Genomic DNA, 17661 nt, shown 5'->3' with positions numbered 1-17661 from the left:
AAGGCCTGCGGGTCTTTGCACTAGCTAATTTCTCGGAGTTTTCGGATGACCCTTCGCACCACCCTCGATTTCTTGCTGCACGACTGGCTGGACACGCTGTCGCTCACCAGCCGCGAGCGTTTTACTGATCACAACCGCGAAACGTTTGACGCGGTGCTGGACACTTGCGAGCGCATTGCCCGTGAGAAGTACGCCCCGTTCAACCGCTTGATTGATGTGCAAGAGCCGCACTTTGACGGTGATAAAGTGGTCTTGCCGCAAGCCACGCAAGACGCGCATGACGCGTTTGTGGCCTCGGGCATGCTTAGCGCCGCGCAAGACTACGCGCTAGGCGGCATGCAACTGCCGTACACCGTGGAGTTGGCGGCCAATGCATTTTTCTCCTGCGCCTCGGTGGGCATTAGCGCGGCATTGCTCACAGGGGGCAATGCCAATTTGCTCATGGCCCATGGCACTGAGCTGCAAAAAGAAGTCTTTGCCAAAAACGAATTTGCTGGCCGCTGGGCGGGCACCATGTGCTTGTCTGAGCCCCAAGCGGGCTCCAGCCTGTCTGACATTACCACCCGCGCGGTGCCCGACACGGGTAGCAGCACGCCGTGGGAGCAAGACCCCTTGGGTGCGCGCTACCGCCTCAAGGGCAACAAGATGTGGATCTCGGCTGGCGACCATGAGCTGACGGAGAACATCGTGCATTTGGTCTTGGCCAAAATCCCGGACGCTGACGGTAAGCTCGTGCCCGGCACCAAAGGCATTTCACTCTTCATCGTGCCCAAGAAACTGGTGGACACGCAAGGCCAACTCACGGGTGTGCGCAACGATGTGGCCTTGGCTGGCCTCAACCACAAGCTGGGCTGGCGCGGCACTACCAACTGCTTGCTCAATTTTGGTGAAGGCAAGTTCTCGGTGGATGCGCAAGCTGGCGGCCCTTGGGGTGGCGGGGCAGGGGCCATTGGCTACCTGGTAGGCCAACCTGGCAAGGGCTTGCAGTGCATGTTCCACATGATGAACGAGGCCCGCATTGGCGTGGGCATGGCGGCCACCATGCTGGGCATGGCAGGCTACTACGCTGCCTTGGACTACGCCCAAAACCGCCCTCAAGGTCGGCCTATCACGGGCAACGGCAAAGACCCTGCGCAGCCTCAAACCCGCATCATTGAACACGCCGATGTCAAGCGCATGCTGCTGGCGCAAAAGGCCTACTGCGAGGGCGCCTTGGCGCTAGAGCTGTACTGCGCCCGCTTGGTGGACGAGCAACACACTGGCAACCCGGCGGAAGTGGCAGACGCGCGCCTCCTGCTCGAAGTGCTGCTGCCCATTGCCAAAAGCTGGCCTAGCGAATGGTGTTTGGAGGCCAACTCACTGGCCATTCAAGTGCATGGCGGCTATGGCTACACGCGCGATTTTCCGGTGGAGCAATACTGGCGCGACAACCGCCTGAACATGATCCATGAAGGCACCCACGGCATCCAAGCCATGGATCTGCTAGGCCGCAAAGTGTTGATGGACGAAGGCAAGGGTCTCAAACTGCTGTCTCACCGCATCATGGCCACCGTACACCGTGCCAGTGGCATACCCGCCTTGGCATTGCACGCCAAAGCCTTGGGCCGCACGCTGCAAGACGTGGGCGAGGCCACCCAACAAGCCTGGTCTACCGGCGTGCCCACGGACGCTCTGGCCAATGCGGTGCCTTATATGCAGGCCTTTGGCCACACGGTGCTGGCCTGGATTTGGCTGGACGTTGCCGCGTGTGCGCTGGACAACGACCCTGCGCAAAGCGAGGTGTCTACCCAAGGCCATGTGGGTTGCGCGCGCTACTTTTTCCATTACGAACTTCCCAAGACAAAAGCCTGGCTGGCTGTGGTGCAATCACGGGATATGACCTGTGCCACATTCCCTAGCGAGGCTTTTTAAATGGGCTTTTTCAAGAAATACAACGGCAGCACCAACAAGCGTTTGGTGCGTATGGAGCGCCTCACCTGGGTGCTGATTTATGGCGGCTTGATGCTGATGGTGCTGGGCAACTTTGCCGAGCGCACCCAAGCCTCTGACGCCACCGAGTTTTACCTGGGCGGCGGCGCTGCCGTGGTGGCGGGTGTGATGCTGATTTTGATTCGCTCCCGCCTGCGCGACGACACATAAACACCGGCCTGGTCTGAGTGGCAAGGCGCAAACACACAACACAACTATTTGAGGAACACCATGACTGCACGCACTATTCAACAACTGTTTGACCTCACCGGCAAAACCGCCTTGGTCACTGGCGGCTCACGCGGCCTAGGCCTGCAAATTGCCCACGCCTTGGGCGAGGCGGGGGCCAAAGTGATGATCAGTTCGCGCAAGGCCGAAGACCTGGAAGTAGCGGTGGCTGAGCTGCAAGGCGCTGGCATTGATGCACGCTGGGTTGCCGCTGACTGCGCCAAAGACACGGAAATCACCCGCCTGGCCGACGAGACCTTGCAGCGCATGGGCGATGTCGATATTTTGGTCAACAACGCAGGTGCCGCCTGGGGTGCGCCCGCTGAAGACCACAGCGCCGAGGCCTGGGACAAGGTGATGAACCTCAACGTGCGGGGCTACTTTTTGCTCAGCCAAGCCATCGCCAAGAAAAGCATGATTGGCCGCAAGAGTGGGCGCATCATCAACGTGGCGTCCATTGCCGGCCTGAACGGCAACCCCGAAGGCATGAACACCATTGCCTACAACACCTCCAAAGGCGCGGTGCTCAACTTCACCCGCGCCTTGGCCGCCGAATGGGGCAAGTACAACATCAATGTCAACGCCATTTGCCCCGGCTTCTTCCCCAGCAAGATGACCATGGGCACCCTCAAAGCCATGGGCGAAGAGCGCTTGGCCGCAGGCGCACCGCTCAAGCGCTTGGGCGATGACGAAGACCTCAAAGGCTTGGCTGTGTTGTACGCCTCTGCCGCTGGCAAGCACATCACCGGCCAATGGCTGGCGGTGGACGGTGGCGTGAGCGTCGTCACTGGCGGCTAGGCATGGCGGATCAGGGCATGAAAGCGCAAGCGGATGTAGCCAGCGTGGATGTCACGGGCGCAGTCCCGGGCTTGGGCGTAGGCACACCTTTTGTGCAGCACCTGGGCATTCGCTTTGTGAGCCACGAGGGCGGCCACTCCGAGCTGGCGTTTGCACCCGGTCCTGAACATTTGAATTCGTATGAAGTGGCCCATGGCGGCGCTGTCATGACCTTGCTAGACGTCACCATGGCCACCGCAGCCCGCACGCTGCAGCCCACGATGGGCGTGGTCACGGTCGAGATGAAAACCAGCTTCATGCGCGGCGCTGTGGGGCCGCTCACGGCCAAGGGCAGCGTGCTGCACCAAACCGCCACGCTGGCCTTCACCCAGGCCACCGTGTTTGATGCCAAAGGCAAAGCCTGCGCGCATGCCACTGGCACCTTCAAGTTTGTGCGCGCGCTGTTGCCACGTCCACGCAAAGCACAAAATATGGAAGAAAACACGGCTTAGCGCGCATCTGTATTGCGCGGACAGCTATTGTTTGTATAGCGTTTGAGTTTCAGCCAGACCAAGAGGGTGCCTAAGCACCCCAAGCCTTGCAACCGATTGAGGAGACACACCATGCACAGCCAGCCCTTGCCAACGCAGCCCGCCCCACGCCTGAGCGCACCCACCGGCCCGCACAGCACGCACGAGGTCACCAACCAGGCCGAGACCTTGGTGGACTACAACCTTTTTGCCCACAACCAAGCGCTGCAAGCCGCGCTGGCCTTCAACGCTCCGAGCTTGGATGTGCAAGCCTTGCATACCCTGGGCGCGCAGTGGGGCAGTGCGGCCATGCAAGAGCACGCCCGCTTGGCCAATGTGCACACCCCGCAGCTACGCGCCCACGACCGCACCGGCAGGCGCATTGACCAGGTGGAGTTTCACCCCAGCTACCACGCGCTCATGGCGGCCGCTACAGCGGCGGGCTTGCACGCCAGCCCATGGGCACCCGGCCAAGCCTTTAGCCACACACGCCGCGCTGCCGCCTTCATGCTGTTTACCGAGGCCGAGCCTTCCATCCTGTGCCCCATTTCCATGACCTATGCGGTCATGCCCGCACTCAAGGCCAATGCCGCCATTTACGCAGCGTGGTCGCCAGGCCTCTTGGCCCCCAACTACGACCCACAGCTCAGCTTGTATTCGCGCAAGTCTGGCCTCACCATGGGCATGGGCATGACCGAAAAGCAGGGCGGCTCAGACGTGCGCGCCAACACCACGCAAGCTACGCTGCAAGGCTCCGACGCTTGGGGCCAGCGCTACAGCTTGGTGGGGCACAAATGGTTTTTCTCGGCCCCCATGTGCGATGCTTTTTTGGTGCTGGCACAAACCCCGGCAGGCCTGAGCTGCTTTTTCATCCCCCGCGTACTGCCCGACTTTGCCGACCCCGGCAGCGCGGGCACGCTCAACGCCATCCGCATCCAGCGGCTCAAAGACAAGCTGGGTAACAAAGCCAACGCCAGCTCTGAGGTTGAGTTCTTGGGGGCCACCGCGTGGCTGGTGGGCGAAGAAGGGCGTGGCGTGGCCCAGATTTTGGAAATGGGCACCATGACCCGGCTGGACTGTGCCTTGGGCACCAGCGGCCTGATGCGCCAAGCGCTCAGCATCGCGCTGCACCACACGGCCCAGCGCAACGCCTTTGGCAAACGCCTGATCGAGCAGCCGCTGATGCGCAATGTGCTTGCCGACCTTGCTATTGAAAGTGAAGCTGCATGCGCACTATCTATGCGCCTTGCACGCTCTTTTGACCATGCTGACGATGCGCATGAGCGCCTGATGGGCCGCTTGCTCACGCCCATTGCCAAGTACTGGATCTGCAAGCGCGGCAGCGCCTTTGCCCAAGAAGCCATGGAATGCCTGGGCGGCAACGGCTATGTGGAAGAGGGCGGCGAGGGCACCATGGCCCGCATCTACCGCGAGATGCCGCTCAACTCCATTTGGGAGGGCGCAGGCAACATCATGGCGCTGGACCTGCTGCGCGCTTTGCGCAAGGGCGATGTGGCCCACGCGCTCGCGCGCGAGCTGGCACCGGCACGCGGTGCGCACCCCGCGCTTGACCGTTTGGCCGCCGCCTTGCCCGCGCGTGTTGAACTCATGGCCCATGAAACCGAGGCCCGCCGCTTGGCCCAAGACGTCGCGCTGGCCGTGCAGGCCGCGCTGCTGTACCAAAGCGCACCTGCCGCTGTGTTCCAAGCCTTTTGCGACTCGCGCTTGGGGGGCAACTGGGGTTACACCTTTGGCACGCTGGGCGACGGCGTGGACTTTGACACCATCTTGGCCCGTGCCATGCCCACTGCCACACGCACGCACGCCTAAGCAAACTACCTACCAGAGAAGACACGCATGGCCGAACTCATTCTTCACCACTACCCACAGTCCCCCTTTGCCGAAAAAGTGCGCCTCGTGCTGGGCTACAAGCAGCTGGCGTGGAAGTCCGTGTTCATCCCCGTGGTGATGCCCAAGCCCGACCTGGTGGCGCTCACCGGTGGCTACCGCAAGACCCCCGTGCTGCAAATCGGCTGCGATGTGTATTGCGACACGGCCTTGATTTGCGATGTGCTGGAGCATGTGCAGCCCACGCCCACCCTGTACCCCGAAGGGCACAAAGGCATGGCCCGTGTGTTTGCCCAGTGGGCTGACACCACCTTGTTTTGGACAGCCATGCCCTACAACCTGCAGCCCCAGGGAGTGGCCGCCATGTTTGCCGGTGCCCCGCCAGAAGCTGCACAAGCCTTCGCGGGCGACCGTGCGGCTATGAGCACCGGCATGAACCGCATTCGCCCCGCAGATGCCACCGCCGCCTACAAGTCGTATTTGCGCCGCATGGCCAGCATGCTGGAAGACAGCCCATTTTTGATGGGCAGTGCGCCGTGCATTGCCGACTTCTCGGCCTACCACGCGCTCTGGTTTACCCGCCATGCGGTAGGTGCTTTGCGCGCCATTCTGGACGCAACACCCTCCGTGTTGGCGTGGATGGACCGTATGGCGGCTATCGGCCATGGGCAGGCTGGGCGCATGAGTGCTACAGAAGCCATAGCAGTATGCGCTCAGTCCATGGGTGCTAGCACTGAAAAAGCTTCAGTTTTTCAGGATGAGCACGGCATCGCATTGGGTAGCCAGGTCACGGTGCAGGCAGAATCGTTTGGGTCTGAGCTCACCGAGGGCGAGTTGGTGGCCGCCACCCGCACCCGGTACACGCTGCGTCGCACCGACGCGCGCGCCGGTGTGGTGCATGTGCACTTCCCTCGGGTGGGCTATGTTTTAAAGAAAGCCAAACCTGTATGACCAAAGAACCCCAACTCCACTGGAAGCTCAGTGCCTTTGACAGCCTGAACGTGCACGAGCTGTACGACTTTTTGCAACTGCGCAGCGAAGTCTTTGGCCTGGAGCAAAACTGCCTATTCCAAGACGTAGACGGCTACGACCAAATTGCCCACCACCTCATGGGCTATGTGGGCCCGCAACTGGTGGCCTACGCCCGTTGCTTTGCCGCGCATGGCAAGTACGCTGAAGCCAGCATTGGCCGCGTGGTGACGCGCCCCTCGGCGCGCGGCACGGGCCTTGGCCACTTGCTTATTGAGCAAGCCAAGCTATCTGTCAGCACCCTGTGGGGCCCGCAGCCTGTGCGCATAGGCGCGCAAGCTCGCCTAGAAAAGTTTTACACCGACCACGGCTTTGTGAATGACAACAAGCCGTACATGGAAGACGGCATCCCCCACCTAGAGATGGTGTGGACGCCTTAATTCGCCTGCCTAGAAATCAAGCAATAACCACACTCCCGGAGACAAACCACCATGCCACATCCATTTACCAACACCACTGCGGTACTCACCGGCGCAGGCTCGGGCTTCGGCCTGGAGTGCGCACGCCTAGGCGCCAAGCTGGGCATGAACCTCGTGCTGGCCGATGTGCAGCAAGACGCGCTAGATAAGGCTGCCGCCGAGGTCAGCGCTTTGGGTGCTCCCACACTGGCGATGCGGGTAGACGTGTCCAAAGCAGCCGATGTAGAGGCGCTGGGTGCCGCCACCTTGGCCCGGTTTGGCGCACCGCATTTGGTGTTTAACAACGCAGGGGTGGGTACCGCTGGTCTGATCTGGGAGCACAGCGTCAAAGACTGGGAGTGGGTGCTGGGCGTGAACGTCATGGGTGTGGCCCATGGTGTGCGCGTGTTCACCCCCATGATGCTGGCCGCCGCAGCCAAAGACCCTGCTTACCGTGGCCACATTGTGAACACCGCCAGCATGGCCGGCATGGTCAACATGCCCAATATGGGCGTGTACAACGTGAGCAAGCACGCGGTGGTGTCTCTGAGCGAGACGCTGTACCAAGACCTCTCTTTGGTGACCGACCAAATCAGCGCCAGCGTGCTGTGCCCCTTCTTTGTGCCCACGGGCATCAACCAAAGCCATCGCAACCGCCCGGCAGACGCCGCTGACGCGCCCTTGACCCAGAGCCAGCGCATTGGCCAAGCCATGAGCGACAAGGCCGTAGGCAGCGGCAAAGTGAGCGCCGCCGAAGTGGCGCAGATGGTGTTTGACGCCGTAGCCGCCCGCCAGTTCTATATCTACAGCCACCCCAAGACCATTGGTTCGGTGCAAACGCGCTTGGAAGACATCATGCAAATCCGCAATCCGTCGGACCCCTTTGCGCACAAGCCTGAGCTGGGGGCAGAGCTGCGCAAGGCTTTGCGCTAGCCCTGCGCGCCTTCATAAATGATTCTCCAGGTGTCGGCGCGCTTTTGCCAGTATTGGCGCACGGTTTTGCCGGTACGCGCGCCTTGCTTTAGCTCACCAAAGGTGGCGACCATGATTTCAGCCTCGTCGCTCCAGCGGATCAGCGACACGTCGTTGAGCTCAATGGGTTTGCCCTTGTCTTTGCCCAAAGCCGCTTGCATGGCGCGCGCAAACGCCACACGGTCTTTGCCGGCGGCATTGAAGTCAGCGGCGTAATAGTTCAGCACTTCGTTCAAGCGCCCCGTGCTCTTGGCGCTGGCCCATTGGCGCAAGGTCTCTTCCCACTGCTGGCGCTCGCGCTGCACTTGTGCGGGCGTTGTCCAAGTGAAGTTTTTGCCAATCAGCACTGGCGTCGTGCGAATCTCTACGGTTTGGATGATGCGGTCTAAGTCAGGGTTGGCGATGGCAACGCAGCCATCGGTCGCCAGCGGCGCTCTTGAAAACTGAGCCGACGGCGTCCCGTGCAGCCAAATGCCACTGCCCGTTTTGCCGCGCCGCAGGTCTAACACATTGGGGTAGTTGATAGGCAGGGCACCTGTGCCGTACAGGTCTTGCAGGCTTTTGGGATCGAGGTTACTGGTAATAAAGTACACGCCCAGGGGCGTGCGCTGGTCACCTTCTACATTTTTTCCCACACCGGCTTTACCGACGGAGATGTAGTAGTCGGCAATGAGCTTGGTGCCACGGTTCGTGTTCTCAAACAGATACAGCCGGGCTTTTGCGGTGTCCACAGCAATCGCGTGTTTGTTGCGTTTGGACAAGCCAATGAACTGGGCTGGCAAGGCATCGGCAGGTGGGCGCTGCTGCAAAGCAGCGATGCGCAACTGCGACTCTTGCCTCAGAGCCTGAAGGTTGGCTGCTCCGGCCTGTTCAAGTTCAGCCGACACATCGCCCAAGCGTTGTACGGGCCGCACCTGAGTGGCCAACAAGTCGCCGTACACCAGTTGGGCCAGTTGAAAGTGGGGGTACGCCTCCACCAGTGCTTGCGCTTGGCGAAGGGCGTCACGGTGTCGGCCTGCGCCAATCAAGCGGTAGATCTGAATCAGCTGCGCTTCTGCTCGGCCGTCTTGGCTGCTGGCAGGGGCAGGGCTTTCTGGCACGGTGCGAGGGCGCGCTTGCGCCCACTCTGGCAAGCCCATGCTGACACCCACCATCACCGCCAAAACACAAAGTGTGAGAACACGTGGCATACGGCTTCGCCTTAACGCTTGACCTTGGCCAACTCTTGGGAGACCAAGGCTTGCAGCTCTTCGGCGCCAAAGCTTGGGAGCGCGCGACCGTTGACAAAGAAAGTCGGGGTCTTGGTGACCTTAAGGGCGACGATGTCCTCCATGTCTTGCGCCAACAGTGCTTGGATCGCTGGCGCCTTGGCATCTTCTAGCGCTTTGGGAACATCGAGGCCCGCTTGTGCAGCCGCTTGGTAGGCCAGTTCGATCTTAGGTTGATGGTGCTCGGCCCACAGAGGTTGCGCGGCCAAAACCATCTCTAGCACCGGTACATACTTGTCTTGCAGTTTGGCGGCTTCGAGCAGCTTCACCACGTGGTCTGAGCCTTGGTGAAATGGGGCATACCGCATCACCAGCCGAATGTCGGCAGGGTGTTTACGCATCAAATCTTTGACTAAGGGGTAGAAGGCCCGGCAGGTTTCACATGCGGGGTCAAAAAACTCAACGATGGTGACCGGCGCATTCATTGGGCCCAGCACGGTGGAGCTTGGACGCACCAGGCGACTGGCTTCTTGCGTAAGGGTGTCTGCCACGGCACTCTGGTTGCGTTGCTGGTAGGTGTAGACACCCAGCGCAAAAAAGGCAATGACAGCCCCCAAGAAGACCGCGACAGTTAGTTTTTGGGATTGCATAGAGACGTTTTTTTGAGATAACAGACAAGCAAAACAGTGATGAGGCCAAACGCCGCGAAGGACAGCCATGGGATCTGGACTCCGCCAAACAGTTCCAGCGATTGCTTGGCACACGACACGCCAGCACCGCACGGAACCCAAGCGCTAGGCACCCAGCCTGCCAGTAACAGCGTGTGATAGCCCGCAAACACAAGGCCTATGCAGGCAAAGGGCAGGGCATATACAGCACCTGAGCGGTGGTTGCTGTAGCAGGCCATGCCCAAAATCAGCACCATGGGAAACATCGCAATGCGCTGGTACCAGCACAGCGTGCAGGGCGTCATCAGCATGACTTCCCCAAGAAACAGCGCGCCTGCGGTAGCCATAGTGGCGATAGCCCAAGCGGCCAAGAGCAGCATCCAGCCTGACTTCATGGGCGCACCTTAGCGGCGTTGGGCTGCGCAGTGAACGACAGTGCCATCCACAGCAACAAGCAGCCGACGATGTAGACATCGGCCAAATTGAACGCGGGCCAGTGCCATGTATTCCAGTGGAAGTCCAAGAAGTCCACCACTGCGCCCGTCCGTACACGGTCTATCAAGTTGCCCGCGCCACCGGCCACCACACCGGCACCCAGCCAGTGCTCGGCGGGCTCGGTACGCAGCAACAAACACCAAACAGCGATGGGCAGTAGCACCACCACACTGAGGGCGATAAAGAACCAACGCTGCCAGCCACCGGCATCGGCCAAAAAGGAGAACGCTGCCCCAGGGTTCAGCACATGGACAAGGTTGAACCACGCGGTAACTTCAACCGCTGTGTTCAACGCAATGGTCGATGAAAAGTGCGCCTTGGTGACTTGGTCAGCAGCCAGTAGGCCTAGGACCAACGCAAGCCATAGCGCACGCGGGTACGTCTTGAAAAAAGAAGGAAGAACCAAAACAAGCTCCAACGGTTTGCATCAAAACCGGCGTAGCGCCGGATGAAAAATCCAGGGGATGCATGGCGACCGGTCTCCAACCCGTCAAGCAAACGAGTGGGCGTCGTGACTACATGCCCCGGCTAGGCCAGGGCGGCCCATTGCGGGCGATCAGGTAAGTCTAGGTAGTGCGATGTTGGAAACAACAGATCACTGTGTATCCGGATGCCGGATGCATCCAGGTGGGCCATTGCCAGTGGTGCAAGCAGCGCCAGAGTGCAATTGGCGTGGCACACGCCACAGTCGTCGTCAAGCGCTAAGGTCTGGCCGCCAGGAGGACATTCATGGTCGGCATGTGTGCTGGAATGTGCGTGAGAAATCGTGGCTGCCGCATTGTCCAAAGCCGTGTTGTCTCCACGATCTACATGCTGGCAATGCCCATTTGCTGCAGCCCAGGTGAGCTGCAACGGAACGAAAATCAACAAGAAAACGAGCAGCCATCGACGCATCCGGCCGAGTTTAGCGCAAGCATCTGTGCCCCCAAGGCTTGCGCGGTCAAGCCGTTACGCAGAGGCTACCTGGGGCGTTAGCGCAGCATGGGCTTCGTCAAAAACTGCTCTGCTTGGCCAAAACCCAATGGGTGGCCCGCTCGGTGGCCACATGCTGAACGCACGTATAGCCTAGCGCAGGCAGGTTTATCCCCTCAAACAGGCGCTCGCCAGCACCCAGTAGCACGGGCCACGCACTAGAGCGGTGTGAAGCGGAGAAATGGAGATGTGGTGTGCATGAATCAGGTCCCCATTCAGCAGCCACTGGATGCGATATCTTGTGCATTAAGAGGCAAGGTCTTGCCCAAACATGATGCGATGCCCGTCTGGCGTGGTAACCATCAACTCTCGCATACCCCAGGGCTTGCTCTCTGGTACAGAAAGGGACGCCAATCCTGATGCCAGAAACTCGCCATACAGTTGGTCGATGTCGTCGACCTCGATGTATGCGAAGTAGGAATGATCGCCAATCTCACCAGCGGGGGGCCTGGTCAGGGCAGTGCCCCAACATCAGCTGAACTCCGTCTCTGGAAAGAAAGCTCCAGCCGTCAAACTCGAAGTCGGTCGAAAAGCCCAGGTTGTCGCGGTAGAAGGCAACGGAAGCTTGAAGGTCCTGCACGGCCAATACGCTTCGCACATTCCTTAGCGTTGGCATGCTTCCTCCTTGCTACGTCCTCGTGTGGCCGAACTTGATCGATGTGTGAAACCTGTCTTGTGAACAAGGTCGATGCAGGCCATAGTTTCGCTCCCTGTGTGCGTTGGTCCCTGATTTATAACTGAGCAAACCAATGCTCCACAAAAGACTTTGTTCATTGACTTGCACCTGTATGAAGCGTGGGCTGATGCACATAAATGGGACCCCAAAGTCGTCTCGCTTCTAGAGCACGCGAGAGTCAATAGCATTGAATTCGCGTAACGCGCGGCGTCACCCGGGCGAAAGTGTGTGCGTGTGGTGCTTGGCCCTCACAAGCCCGCGTTCCCAATACTCCAGTGCTATCCGGTAGGTGTTGAGCTGCACTTGCACTGTGCGCTCTATCTGCATGCCGTATCCACCGCCCATCACAAACACTACAGGGATGTTGCGGCTGTGGCACCAGTCGAATACGCGGCGGTCGCGGGTTTGCATGCCGTCGTCGGTGAGTTTGAGGCGGCCTAGGCGGTCGCCTTCGTGCGGGTCGGCGCCAGCGAGGTAAATCACAAAACCAGGGTCGAATTGATCGCCCAGTGTTTGCAGAGCACTATCTAGGGCTTCTAGGTAAGGGGCATCGGTGCAGCCGTCGGGCAGGGGTACGTCGAGGTCGCTGGCTTCTTTGCGAAACGGGAAGTTTTTATCGCCATGCAGGGAGAGGGTGAACACGCTGCTGTCGTTGCGAAACAGGTGGGCCGTGCCGTTGCCTTGGTGTACGTCTAGGTCAATCACTGCCACCTGCAAAGGCGCGCGGCGCCCGGCTGGGGTGCGGCCCCATTCGGCTTGCATGACGCGTGCTGCCACGGCGATGTCGTTAAACACGCAAAAGCCACCGCCTTTGTCGGCGTAGGCGTGGTGCGTGCCACCGGCCAAATTCGCTGCATAACCTTCAAGCAGTGCAGCGCGTGCTGCGGCTACGGTGGCGCCTACTGAGCGGCGGGCCCGCTCTGCCATGGCTTCGCTCCATGGAAAGCCGATTTCGCGGGTGATTTTGGGATCTACCGTGCCGTGGGTGATGCCATCTATGTAGTCCGGGGTGTGGGCAAAGGCTAGCTCGCCATCGCTAGCACGGGGGGCTTCCATCAAGCGCACTGCGGGCAGTTGCTGCGCCAAAGCATCGCGCAGCATGCGGTACTTGGCCATGGGAAAGCGGTGCCCTTCAGGCAGGGGCAAAACAAAGTGGTCGCTGTAAAAAGCTTGCATACATGCGCAGGGCCCAAGGGCCGTGCTGAGTGGCGATTGAGGGCGGCTAACAGAATAATGGGTGCGCCATTGTCGCGTTGAATGGGCGGGATTTTGCCCAAGCCATGTGCCCACGGCGATATGGACCTGCTTTTAGGCAGTGAGGCGCTGAGTTTGTCCCGCCCGCCACTCCACACTAACGCTGCGGCATGTCTTTCGCGGTGTAGGCCAAGCTCACGGTGGCGTCCGCAGGCACAGGTGGCATGGTGGCATCCCACGCTTCCCACTGCGCACGCATTTGTAGGAGCCGCTCGGGCTGTTGCTGCGCCAGGTTGGCACGCTCACGCTCGTCACTGGGGATGTGAAAGAGGTAGTCGTGCCCGTCCACGCGCAGGTATTTCCAGGGGCCGTCGCGCAGTGCGCGTTGGCCACGGTGGTTCATGCGCCAGTGCATGGTGCGGTCAAACTGGGCATGGGGGTTACGCAACACCGCCACCAGGCTTTGGCCGTCTAGCGGGTATTGCGGTGCGGCAGTGGCTCCGCCAAGGTCTAGCATGGTGGCGGTCCAGTCCATGGTGAGGCAGTGTTGCGCGCTAGTGCCCCCAGGTGCAATGCCTGCTGGCCAATAGGCAATCCACGGCACGCGGATGCCGCCTTCGGTCAGGTCCATCTTGCCGCCCACCAGGGGCCAGTTGTCTGAGAAGCGCTCGCCGCCGTTGTCGCTGGTAAAAACGATGAGGGTGTTGTGCAACTGCCCCGTGGCATCCAATGTGGCTACCAGTTTGCCAATGCCTTCGTCCATGTGGTGGATCATGCGCTGGTAGGTGTGGATGTTGCCGCCATCCAGGTGCACGATTTTTCCTGCAAGGCTAGGCGCCAGCGCTGCATCATCACGCGTTTCCCATGGCCAGTGTGGGGCGGTGTAGTGCAAGCTCAAAAAAAACGGTGTGCCTGCCGCAGCACCGGGTGCCATGCGCTGCACATAGTCCACCGCGCGCTCAGACAGCAGGTCGGTTAAATAGCCTTCGGTGGCTTGCTCTGCTTCGCCAGCCCACAGGTCGTGCGCGCCTGTAGAGGCGCAGTGCGTGAAGTAGTCCACCCCGCCTGCCATGGGGCCAAAAAACTCGTCGTAGCCTGAGCGCAAGGGGCCAAACGCCGGTGGGTAGCCCAGGTGCCACTTGCCGACCAAGGCAGTGCGGTAGCCGCTGTCACGCAGCAGCGAGGGCAGCGTGGGGTGCTCAGGTGGCAAACCCAGCGCGGTGCTGTAGCGGCTTTTGCTGTTGATGGGCTCTTCGGCTGCGCCACGCAAGCGGTATTGGTAGCGCCCGGTCATCAAGGCGAAGCGCGTGGGTGAGCACACGGGCGAGTTGGAATATCCCTGCGTAAACCGCAAGCCGCCTGCAGCCAAGCGGTCTAGCACGGGGGAAACCGGGCCAAATTGCGCGTTGCGGCCACCGTAGCAGCCTAAGTCTGCATAGCCGAGGTCGTCCGCAACGATGAAGATGATGTTGGGGCGCTGGGCCCGGGTGGCCGTCAAGGTTGAAAGCCCGAGCTTTGAACGGTGGGGGCCCACTGCGCTTTGAAGGCGGTGAGCATGGCTTGGGTTTGGGCTTGCGTGCTTACCACGGGTGTGAGTTTGGCATCATTGAACTTGCGCTGGGTGTCGGGGTCTTTCATGACCTCGGTAATGGCTTTGCTGAGCATTTCTACCTTGGCCTTGGGCATGCTGCTGGGGGCGAAAAAGGTATTCCAGCCCACGCCGCTGAGGTTAAGGCCCGCTTCTTTGAAGGTGGGAATGCCGGGGGCAAGCGCCGAACGCTTGTCGCCAGATACGGCCAATATCCGCAGCTTGCCCGACTCATGCTGGGGCAGCACGCTGTCGAGTGTGTCAAAGGCTACCGGCACTTGCCCGCCTATGAGGTCGGTGAGCAAAGGGGCCGAGCCTTTGTAGCCCACGATTTGGGCTTGCACCTTGGCCTTGTCGCCCATCATCAAGCCAAAGAAATGCGGTAGGCTGCCGGTGGCGGGTACCCCAAAGTTGGCTTTCTCTGGGTTAGCGCGCAACCATGCTACCAAGTGACTCAGCTCGCGCACGGGCACGGCCGCACCCACCGCCAAGGCAAACTCGTAGCTGTTGACGTATGACACAGGCACAAAGTCGCGCTCTGCGTCGTAGCCGTTGTCTTTGAACACCAGGGGTGCCACCACCATGACGGCGGGGTTGGCAATCATCAGGGTGAGCTGGTTGCTGGGAGTCGCTTTGACCTGTTGGGCGGCCAAGCGCCCACCCGCGCCGGGCTTGTTATCTACTACGACTGGAGTGGCGAGCTTGGCTTGGAGCTTATCGGCCACGATGCGCGCCACACGGTCGGTAGAGCCGCCGGGTGGGTAGCCCACCACGATGTGCAAGGGGCCGTCAGCCTGGGCTTGCGCCATGCTGGAACCAAGGCTTGCAAGGGCAATGGCGCTGGCTAGCCATGCGCGTTTAGTAAAGTGGGCCATGGTTTTCTCCTAAGTGGGGTGTTAGCCGCATGGGCTGCCGAGTTCGGGCCACTGTATTGCGCCCACAATGGATTGATCAAATCAACTACTCCTCGTAAAAACCCTTGCTATGTCTCTTGCGCTTACCAACCCTCAGACTCTGGATGATTTGTTGTTGTTCCGTTTGAGCCGCCTCTTGGCCACGGCAGGCAGCCACATCATTCGCTTGTGTGAAGGCGAATTGGGCATCACGTGGCGTGAGTGGCGTTTGATCGCCTCGCTGGCACCGCAGCAGCCCATGCAACCCTCGGCTTTGGCTGCGCGCACCCAGCTGGACCGGGCACGTACCTCGCGCAGCATTACATCTTTGGTAGCCAAGGGCTTGGTGTTACGAAACTCGGTGCAAGGGGACCAACGCTTGGCTTTGGTGCATTTATCGGCACAGGGCATGCAGCTGTATGAACGCTTCTTCCCGGTGGTAACCCAGTTAAATGCCCAGCTTTTGCAAGCGCTAACAGCAGAACAATGCGCTAGCCTCGACCAAGCCCTCACTCTGGCGCAAACACAGGCCGAAAAATTGCTTGCGCAAGGCGGCCAGCCTAAGGCCAACCGGCGCGCGGGTGCGCGGACACGAAGGCCATCAGCTGGAGCGCAAAGTCCGCCCGTTTGGCCAGAGAAATAGGCGTGCGGTGTACCATGCTCGCCAATCATTGGGGCTTGTTTAAAGGGTGTGACAGATGGATACAGGTTTTCTTTTGGCTGCGGTTTCTAGCCTGTTAGGAGCGGGGGGGATGTACGTCATCTTGGAGTACAAAAACCACGACGACCGGCAAGTAGCCCATACCAAGCTCAGCAAGTTGCAGGCGGAAGGCTCTAACGCCAAGCGGGAGCTTCAAGCCTATGTGAAGTATGTGGACTATGTGGCCGGAGCTAAGCAAGTGGTGGTGGACCAAGCCAAGACCCTCACCGCAAAGGTCACGCGTGAGTATGTGCACGTAGAGCACATCCCCAAAGACCCGATCAAACTCAAACCACCCGGCCTCGTGATCGTGAAGTATGCGGTGGAGTTCACGTTAGGGGTCGACCTGAAAGCCGATGGTTTTGACATATCTGCCAGACCCTCCGGGCTAGACATCAAGATAGGGCGGCCGTCCTTGATTGGCACACCTTCAGTCAAAGAGATTTCTCACGAGTTCCCCATTGAAGGGGTGGTCGCGGATGAAAAGCACACCTTGGACGAAATAAAAAAGGCCATGCCCGCAGGTTTGGCCTTGAAGTTTGCTGGTGCCTTGGCTTCTGATGCCAGTGCTCAGGCACTCATTGAGCGCAACATCATTGAATGCGTGCTATCACACCTGGCCAAACAACCAGGCGTGGTGCACCTGCCTTCGATCACCATTTCGGCAAAGTAGGGTGAGCTGTAGCAGCCGCTACTTGATGTACTTAGCCATGTAGTCTTTGATAATTTGGTCAGCATTGATTTTGGCCAGGCCGCTGTTCAATATGGCAGCGGCTTTTTTGTTGCTAAAGCTGCCGTTCACTGCGAGCACCAAATCTTTGGTGTCAATCACCTTTTTGTTCGCCTGCACCTTAGACGCAAGGTCTTTGGCATCGTTTTTCAAAAAGTAGTCGAGGTTAGCCAGGTCAATAAAGGCGGCATCAATCCGTTCGCCAGCGACTTTTTTGACGTTGGTGAGGTCATCGCTCACGATTTCTGTTTTGATGACGCCGTCTTTGATGAGCTTCATGAACTCTGGCGTGTTGCCATAGTCTTGCACTGTGCCAATCTTTTTACCTTTGAGGTCTTCCAGCTTGGTCCAAGTGAGTGGCTTGGACTTGGGCTCCACCAAGCCAACGGGGGACTTGAACACCACGGCTGAGGCTGAAAATCCGGCGGGCACATCTTCTGGCCATGCGGGGTAGAAGCCCGCATACGTTGCGTCTTTTGCAGTTTCAATAGCACGGGTCCACGGGTAGAACTGGACTTCTAGTTCAATGCCTTCCGCCTTGAGGGCGGCCCGCAGTACGGCAATGCCAGCGCCACCCTCGGGCAATGCTTTGCCGGAGAAGGGCTGCCAGTCTAAGGAAGTTACTTTCCATTTTTCAGCCGCAAAACCGGTGGTGGCAGCCAACATGGCAGTGACAAGCAAGAGGCGTTTGAACATGCGTAGTCTCCAGTAAAACAAGTGAAACACGCCAGGCGCTGAACTTGCGCTCGGCATTCTTGGTAGCTATCGGCAACAAGTGCGTACAACT

Annotated in this window: 21 protein-coding genes and 1 pseudogene; 10 read left to right on the top strand and 12 right to left on the bottom strand. The window is 59.7% G+C overall.

The genetic code is table 11. The features are described 5' to 3' along the window. Positions 1 to 45 precede the first annotated feature (45 nt). From EXZ61_RS11040 to EXZ61_RS11005, 8 genes are all read left to right on the top strand, one after another. Complete coding sequence (locus EXZ61_RS11040; protein ID WP_142811783.1) at positions 46 to 1911, top strand: acyl-CoA dehydrogenase family protein; 1866 nt, start codon at positions 46 to 48, stop codon at positions 1909 to 1911. Next, on the top strand, positions 1912 to 2139 hold the full coding sequence (locus EXZ61_RS11035) for a hypothetical protein (protein ID WP_142811781.1): 228 nt from the start codon (positions 1912 to 1914) through the stop codon (positions 2137 to 2139). A gap of 60 nt (positions 2140 to 2199) precedes the next feature. After that, complete coding sequence (locus EXZ61_RS11030) at positions 2200 to 2994, top strand: SDR family oxidoreductase (protein WP_142811779.1); 795 nt, start codon at positions 2200 to 2202, stop codon at positions 2992 to 2994. Positions 2995 to 3011: 17 nt separating this feature from the next. Then, positions 3012 to 3485 (top strand): PaaI family thioesterase, encoded by a 474-nt coding sequence (locus EXZ61_RS11025; protein ID WP_142811777.1) that lies wholly within the window; start codon positions 3012 to 3014, stop codon positions 3483 to 3485. Between the two features lie 111 nt (positions 3486 to 3596). Next, positions 3597 to 5333 carry an isovaleryl-CoA dehydrogenase gene (locus EXZ61_RS11020; protein WP_142811775.1) on the top strand — a complete coding sequence of 579 codons (1737 nt, stop codon included), beginning with the start codon at positions 3597 to 3599 and terminating at the stop codon, positions 5331 to 5333. A 27-nt stretch (positions 5334 to 5360) separates the two neighbouring features. Further along, positions 5361 to 6302 carry a glutathione S-transferase family protein gene (locus EXZ61_RS11015; protein ID WP_142811773.1) on the top strand — a complete coding sequence of 314 codons (942 nt, stop codon included), beginning with the start codon at positions 5361 to 5363 and terminating at the stop codon, positions 6300 to 6302. Continuing rightward, a complete protein-coding gene (locus EXZ61_RS11010; protein ID WP_142811771.1) occupies positions 6299 to 6760 on the top strand; it encodes a GNAT family N-acetyltransferase in 462 nt (153 codons plus the stop codon). The genes EXZ61_RS11015 and EXZ61_RS11010 overlap by 4 nt, the downstream gene beginning before the upstream one ends. 51 nt (positions 6761 to 6811) lie before the next feature. Continuing rightward, positions 6812 to 7711, top strand: coding sequence for an SDR family oxidoreductase (locus tag EXZ61_RS11005; RefSeq protein ID WP_142811769.1), 900 nt, complete (start codon positions 6812 to 6814; stop codon positions 7709 to 7711). Here the strand turns inward: EXZ61_RS11005 and EXZ61_RS11000 are convergent. The 11 genes and pseudogenes from EXZ61_RS11000 to EXZ61_RS10960 all read right to left on the bottom strand — a co-directional run bounded on the left by EXZ61_RS11000 (position 7708) and on the right by EXZ61_RS10960 (position 15426). Continuing rightward, positions 7708 to 8940, bottom strand: a complete 1233-nt coding sequence (locus EXZ61_RS11000; protein ID WP_142811767.1) for a L,D-transpeptidase family protein — start codon at positions 8938 to 8940, stop codon at positions 7708 to 7710. The genes EXZ61_RS11005 and EXZ61_RS11000 overlap by 4 nt on opposite strands. An 11-nt stretch (positions 8941 to 8951) precedes the next feature. Next, positions 8952 to 9608, bottom strand: coding sequence for a DsbA family protein (locus EXZ61_RS10995; protein WP_142811765.1), 657 nt, complete (start codon positions 9606 to 9608; stop codon positions 8952 to 8954). Continuing rightward, positions 9590 to 10021, bottom strand: coding sequence for a disulfide bond formation protein B (locus EXZ61_RS10990; RefSeq protein ID WP_142811762.1), 432 nt, complete (start codon positions 10019 to 10021; stop codon positions 9590 to 9592). Before EXZ61_RS10990 ends, EXZ61_RS10995 begins: the two co-directional genes overlap by 19 nt. Then, a complete protein-coding gene (gene lspA, locus EXZ61_RS10985) occupies positions 10018 to 10527 on the bottom strand; it encodes a signal peptidase II (RefSeq protein ID WP_237218932.1) in 510 nt (169 codons plus the stop codon). The genes EXZ61_RS10990 and lspA overlap by 4 nt, the downstream gene beginning before the upstream one ends. A 122-nt stretch (positions 10528 to 10649) precedes the next feature. Continuing rightward, complete coding sequence (locus tag EXZ61_RS10980) at positions 10650 to 10991, bottom strand: hypothetical protein (RefSeq protein WP_142811758.1); 342 nt, start codon at positions 10989 to 10991, stop codon at positions 10650 to 10652. 121 nt (positions 10992 to 11112) lie between these two features. Next, positions 11113 to 11244 (bottom strand): annotated as a pseudogene (locus EXZ61_RS22165) (dihydrofolate reductase family protein); the annotation flags it as partial. 95 nt (positions 11245 to 11339) lie between these two features. Further along, the gene (locus tag EXZ61_RS22385) at positions 11340 to 11474 is read right to left on the bottom strand and encodes a VOC family protein (protein WP_281063828.1); all 135 of its coding nucleotides are present in this window, start codon (positions 11472 to 11474) and stop codon (positions 11340 to 11342) included. A gap of 52 nt (positions 11475 to 11526) precedes the next feature. After that, complete coding sequence (locus EXZ61_RS22380; RefSeq protein WP_281063803.1) at positions 11527 to 11709, bottom strand: VOC family protein; 183 nt, start codon at positions 11707 to 11709, stop codon at positions 11527 to 11529. Between the two features lie 270 nt (positions 11710 to 11979). Continuing rightward, positions 11980 to 12945, bottom strand: a complete 966-nt coding sequence (locus EXZ61_RS10970; protein ID WP_142811756.1) for a histone deacetylase family protein — start codon at positions 12943 to 12945, stop codon at positions 11980 to 11982. Positions 12946 to 13120: 175 nt separating this feature from the next. Beyond that, the gene (locus EXZ61_RS10965) at positions 13121 to 14461 is read right to left on the bottom strand and encodes a sulfatase family protein (RefSeq protein WP_142811753.1); all 1341 of its coding nucleotides are present in this window, start codon (positions 14459 to 14461) and stop codon (positions 13121 to 13123) included. Continuing rightward, a complete protein-coding gene (locus tag EXZ61_RS10960) occupies positions 14458 to 15426 on the bottom strand; it encodes a Bug family tripartite tricarboxylate transporter substrate binding protein (protein ID WP_142811750.1) in 969 nt (322 codons plus the stop codon). The genes EXZ61_RS10965 and EXZ61_RS10960 overlap by 4 nt, the downstream gene beginning before the upstream one ends. Positions 15427 to 15535: 109 nt before the next feature. Between EXZ61_RS10960 and EXZ61_RS10955 the strand changes: the two genes are divergently transcribed. Together EXZ61_RS10955 and EXZ61_RS10950 are read left to right on the top strand one after the other, a co-directional pair. Further along, entirely contained in the window at positions 15536 to 16087 is a 552-nt protein-coding gene (locus tag EXZ61_RS10955; protein WP_142811748.1) for a MarR family winged helix-turn-helix transcriptional regulator, read from the top strand. A gap of 55 nt (positions 16088 to 16142) precedes the next feature. After that, positions 16143 to 16817 carry a hypothetical protein gene (locus EXZ61_RS10950; protein WP_142811746.1) on the top strand — a complete coding sequence of 225 codons (675 nt, stop codon included), beginning with the start codon at positions 16143 to 16145 and terminating at the stop codon, positions 16815 to 16817. Positions 16818 to 16835: 18 nt separating this feature from the next. On the opposite strand, the gene EXZ61_RS10945 is transcribed toward EXZ61_RS10950, so the two are convergent. Continuing rightward, positions 16836 to 17570 (bottom strand): substrate-binding periplasmic protein, encoded by a 735-nt coding sequence (locus EXZ61_RS10945; RefSeq protein ID WP_168224746.1) that lies wholly within the window; start codon positions 17568 to 17570, stop codon positions 16836 to 16838. Positions 17571 to 17661: the final 91 nt, after the last annotated feature.

The organism is Rhodoferax aquaticus (assembly GCF_006974105.1).
Lineage (GTDB): Bacteria > Pseudomonadota > Gammaproteobacteria > Burkholderiales > Burkholderiaceae_C > Allorhodoferax > Allorhodoferax aquaticus_A.
This window is presented reverse-complemented; position numbering and strand designations above follow the sequence as displayed.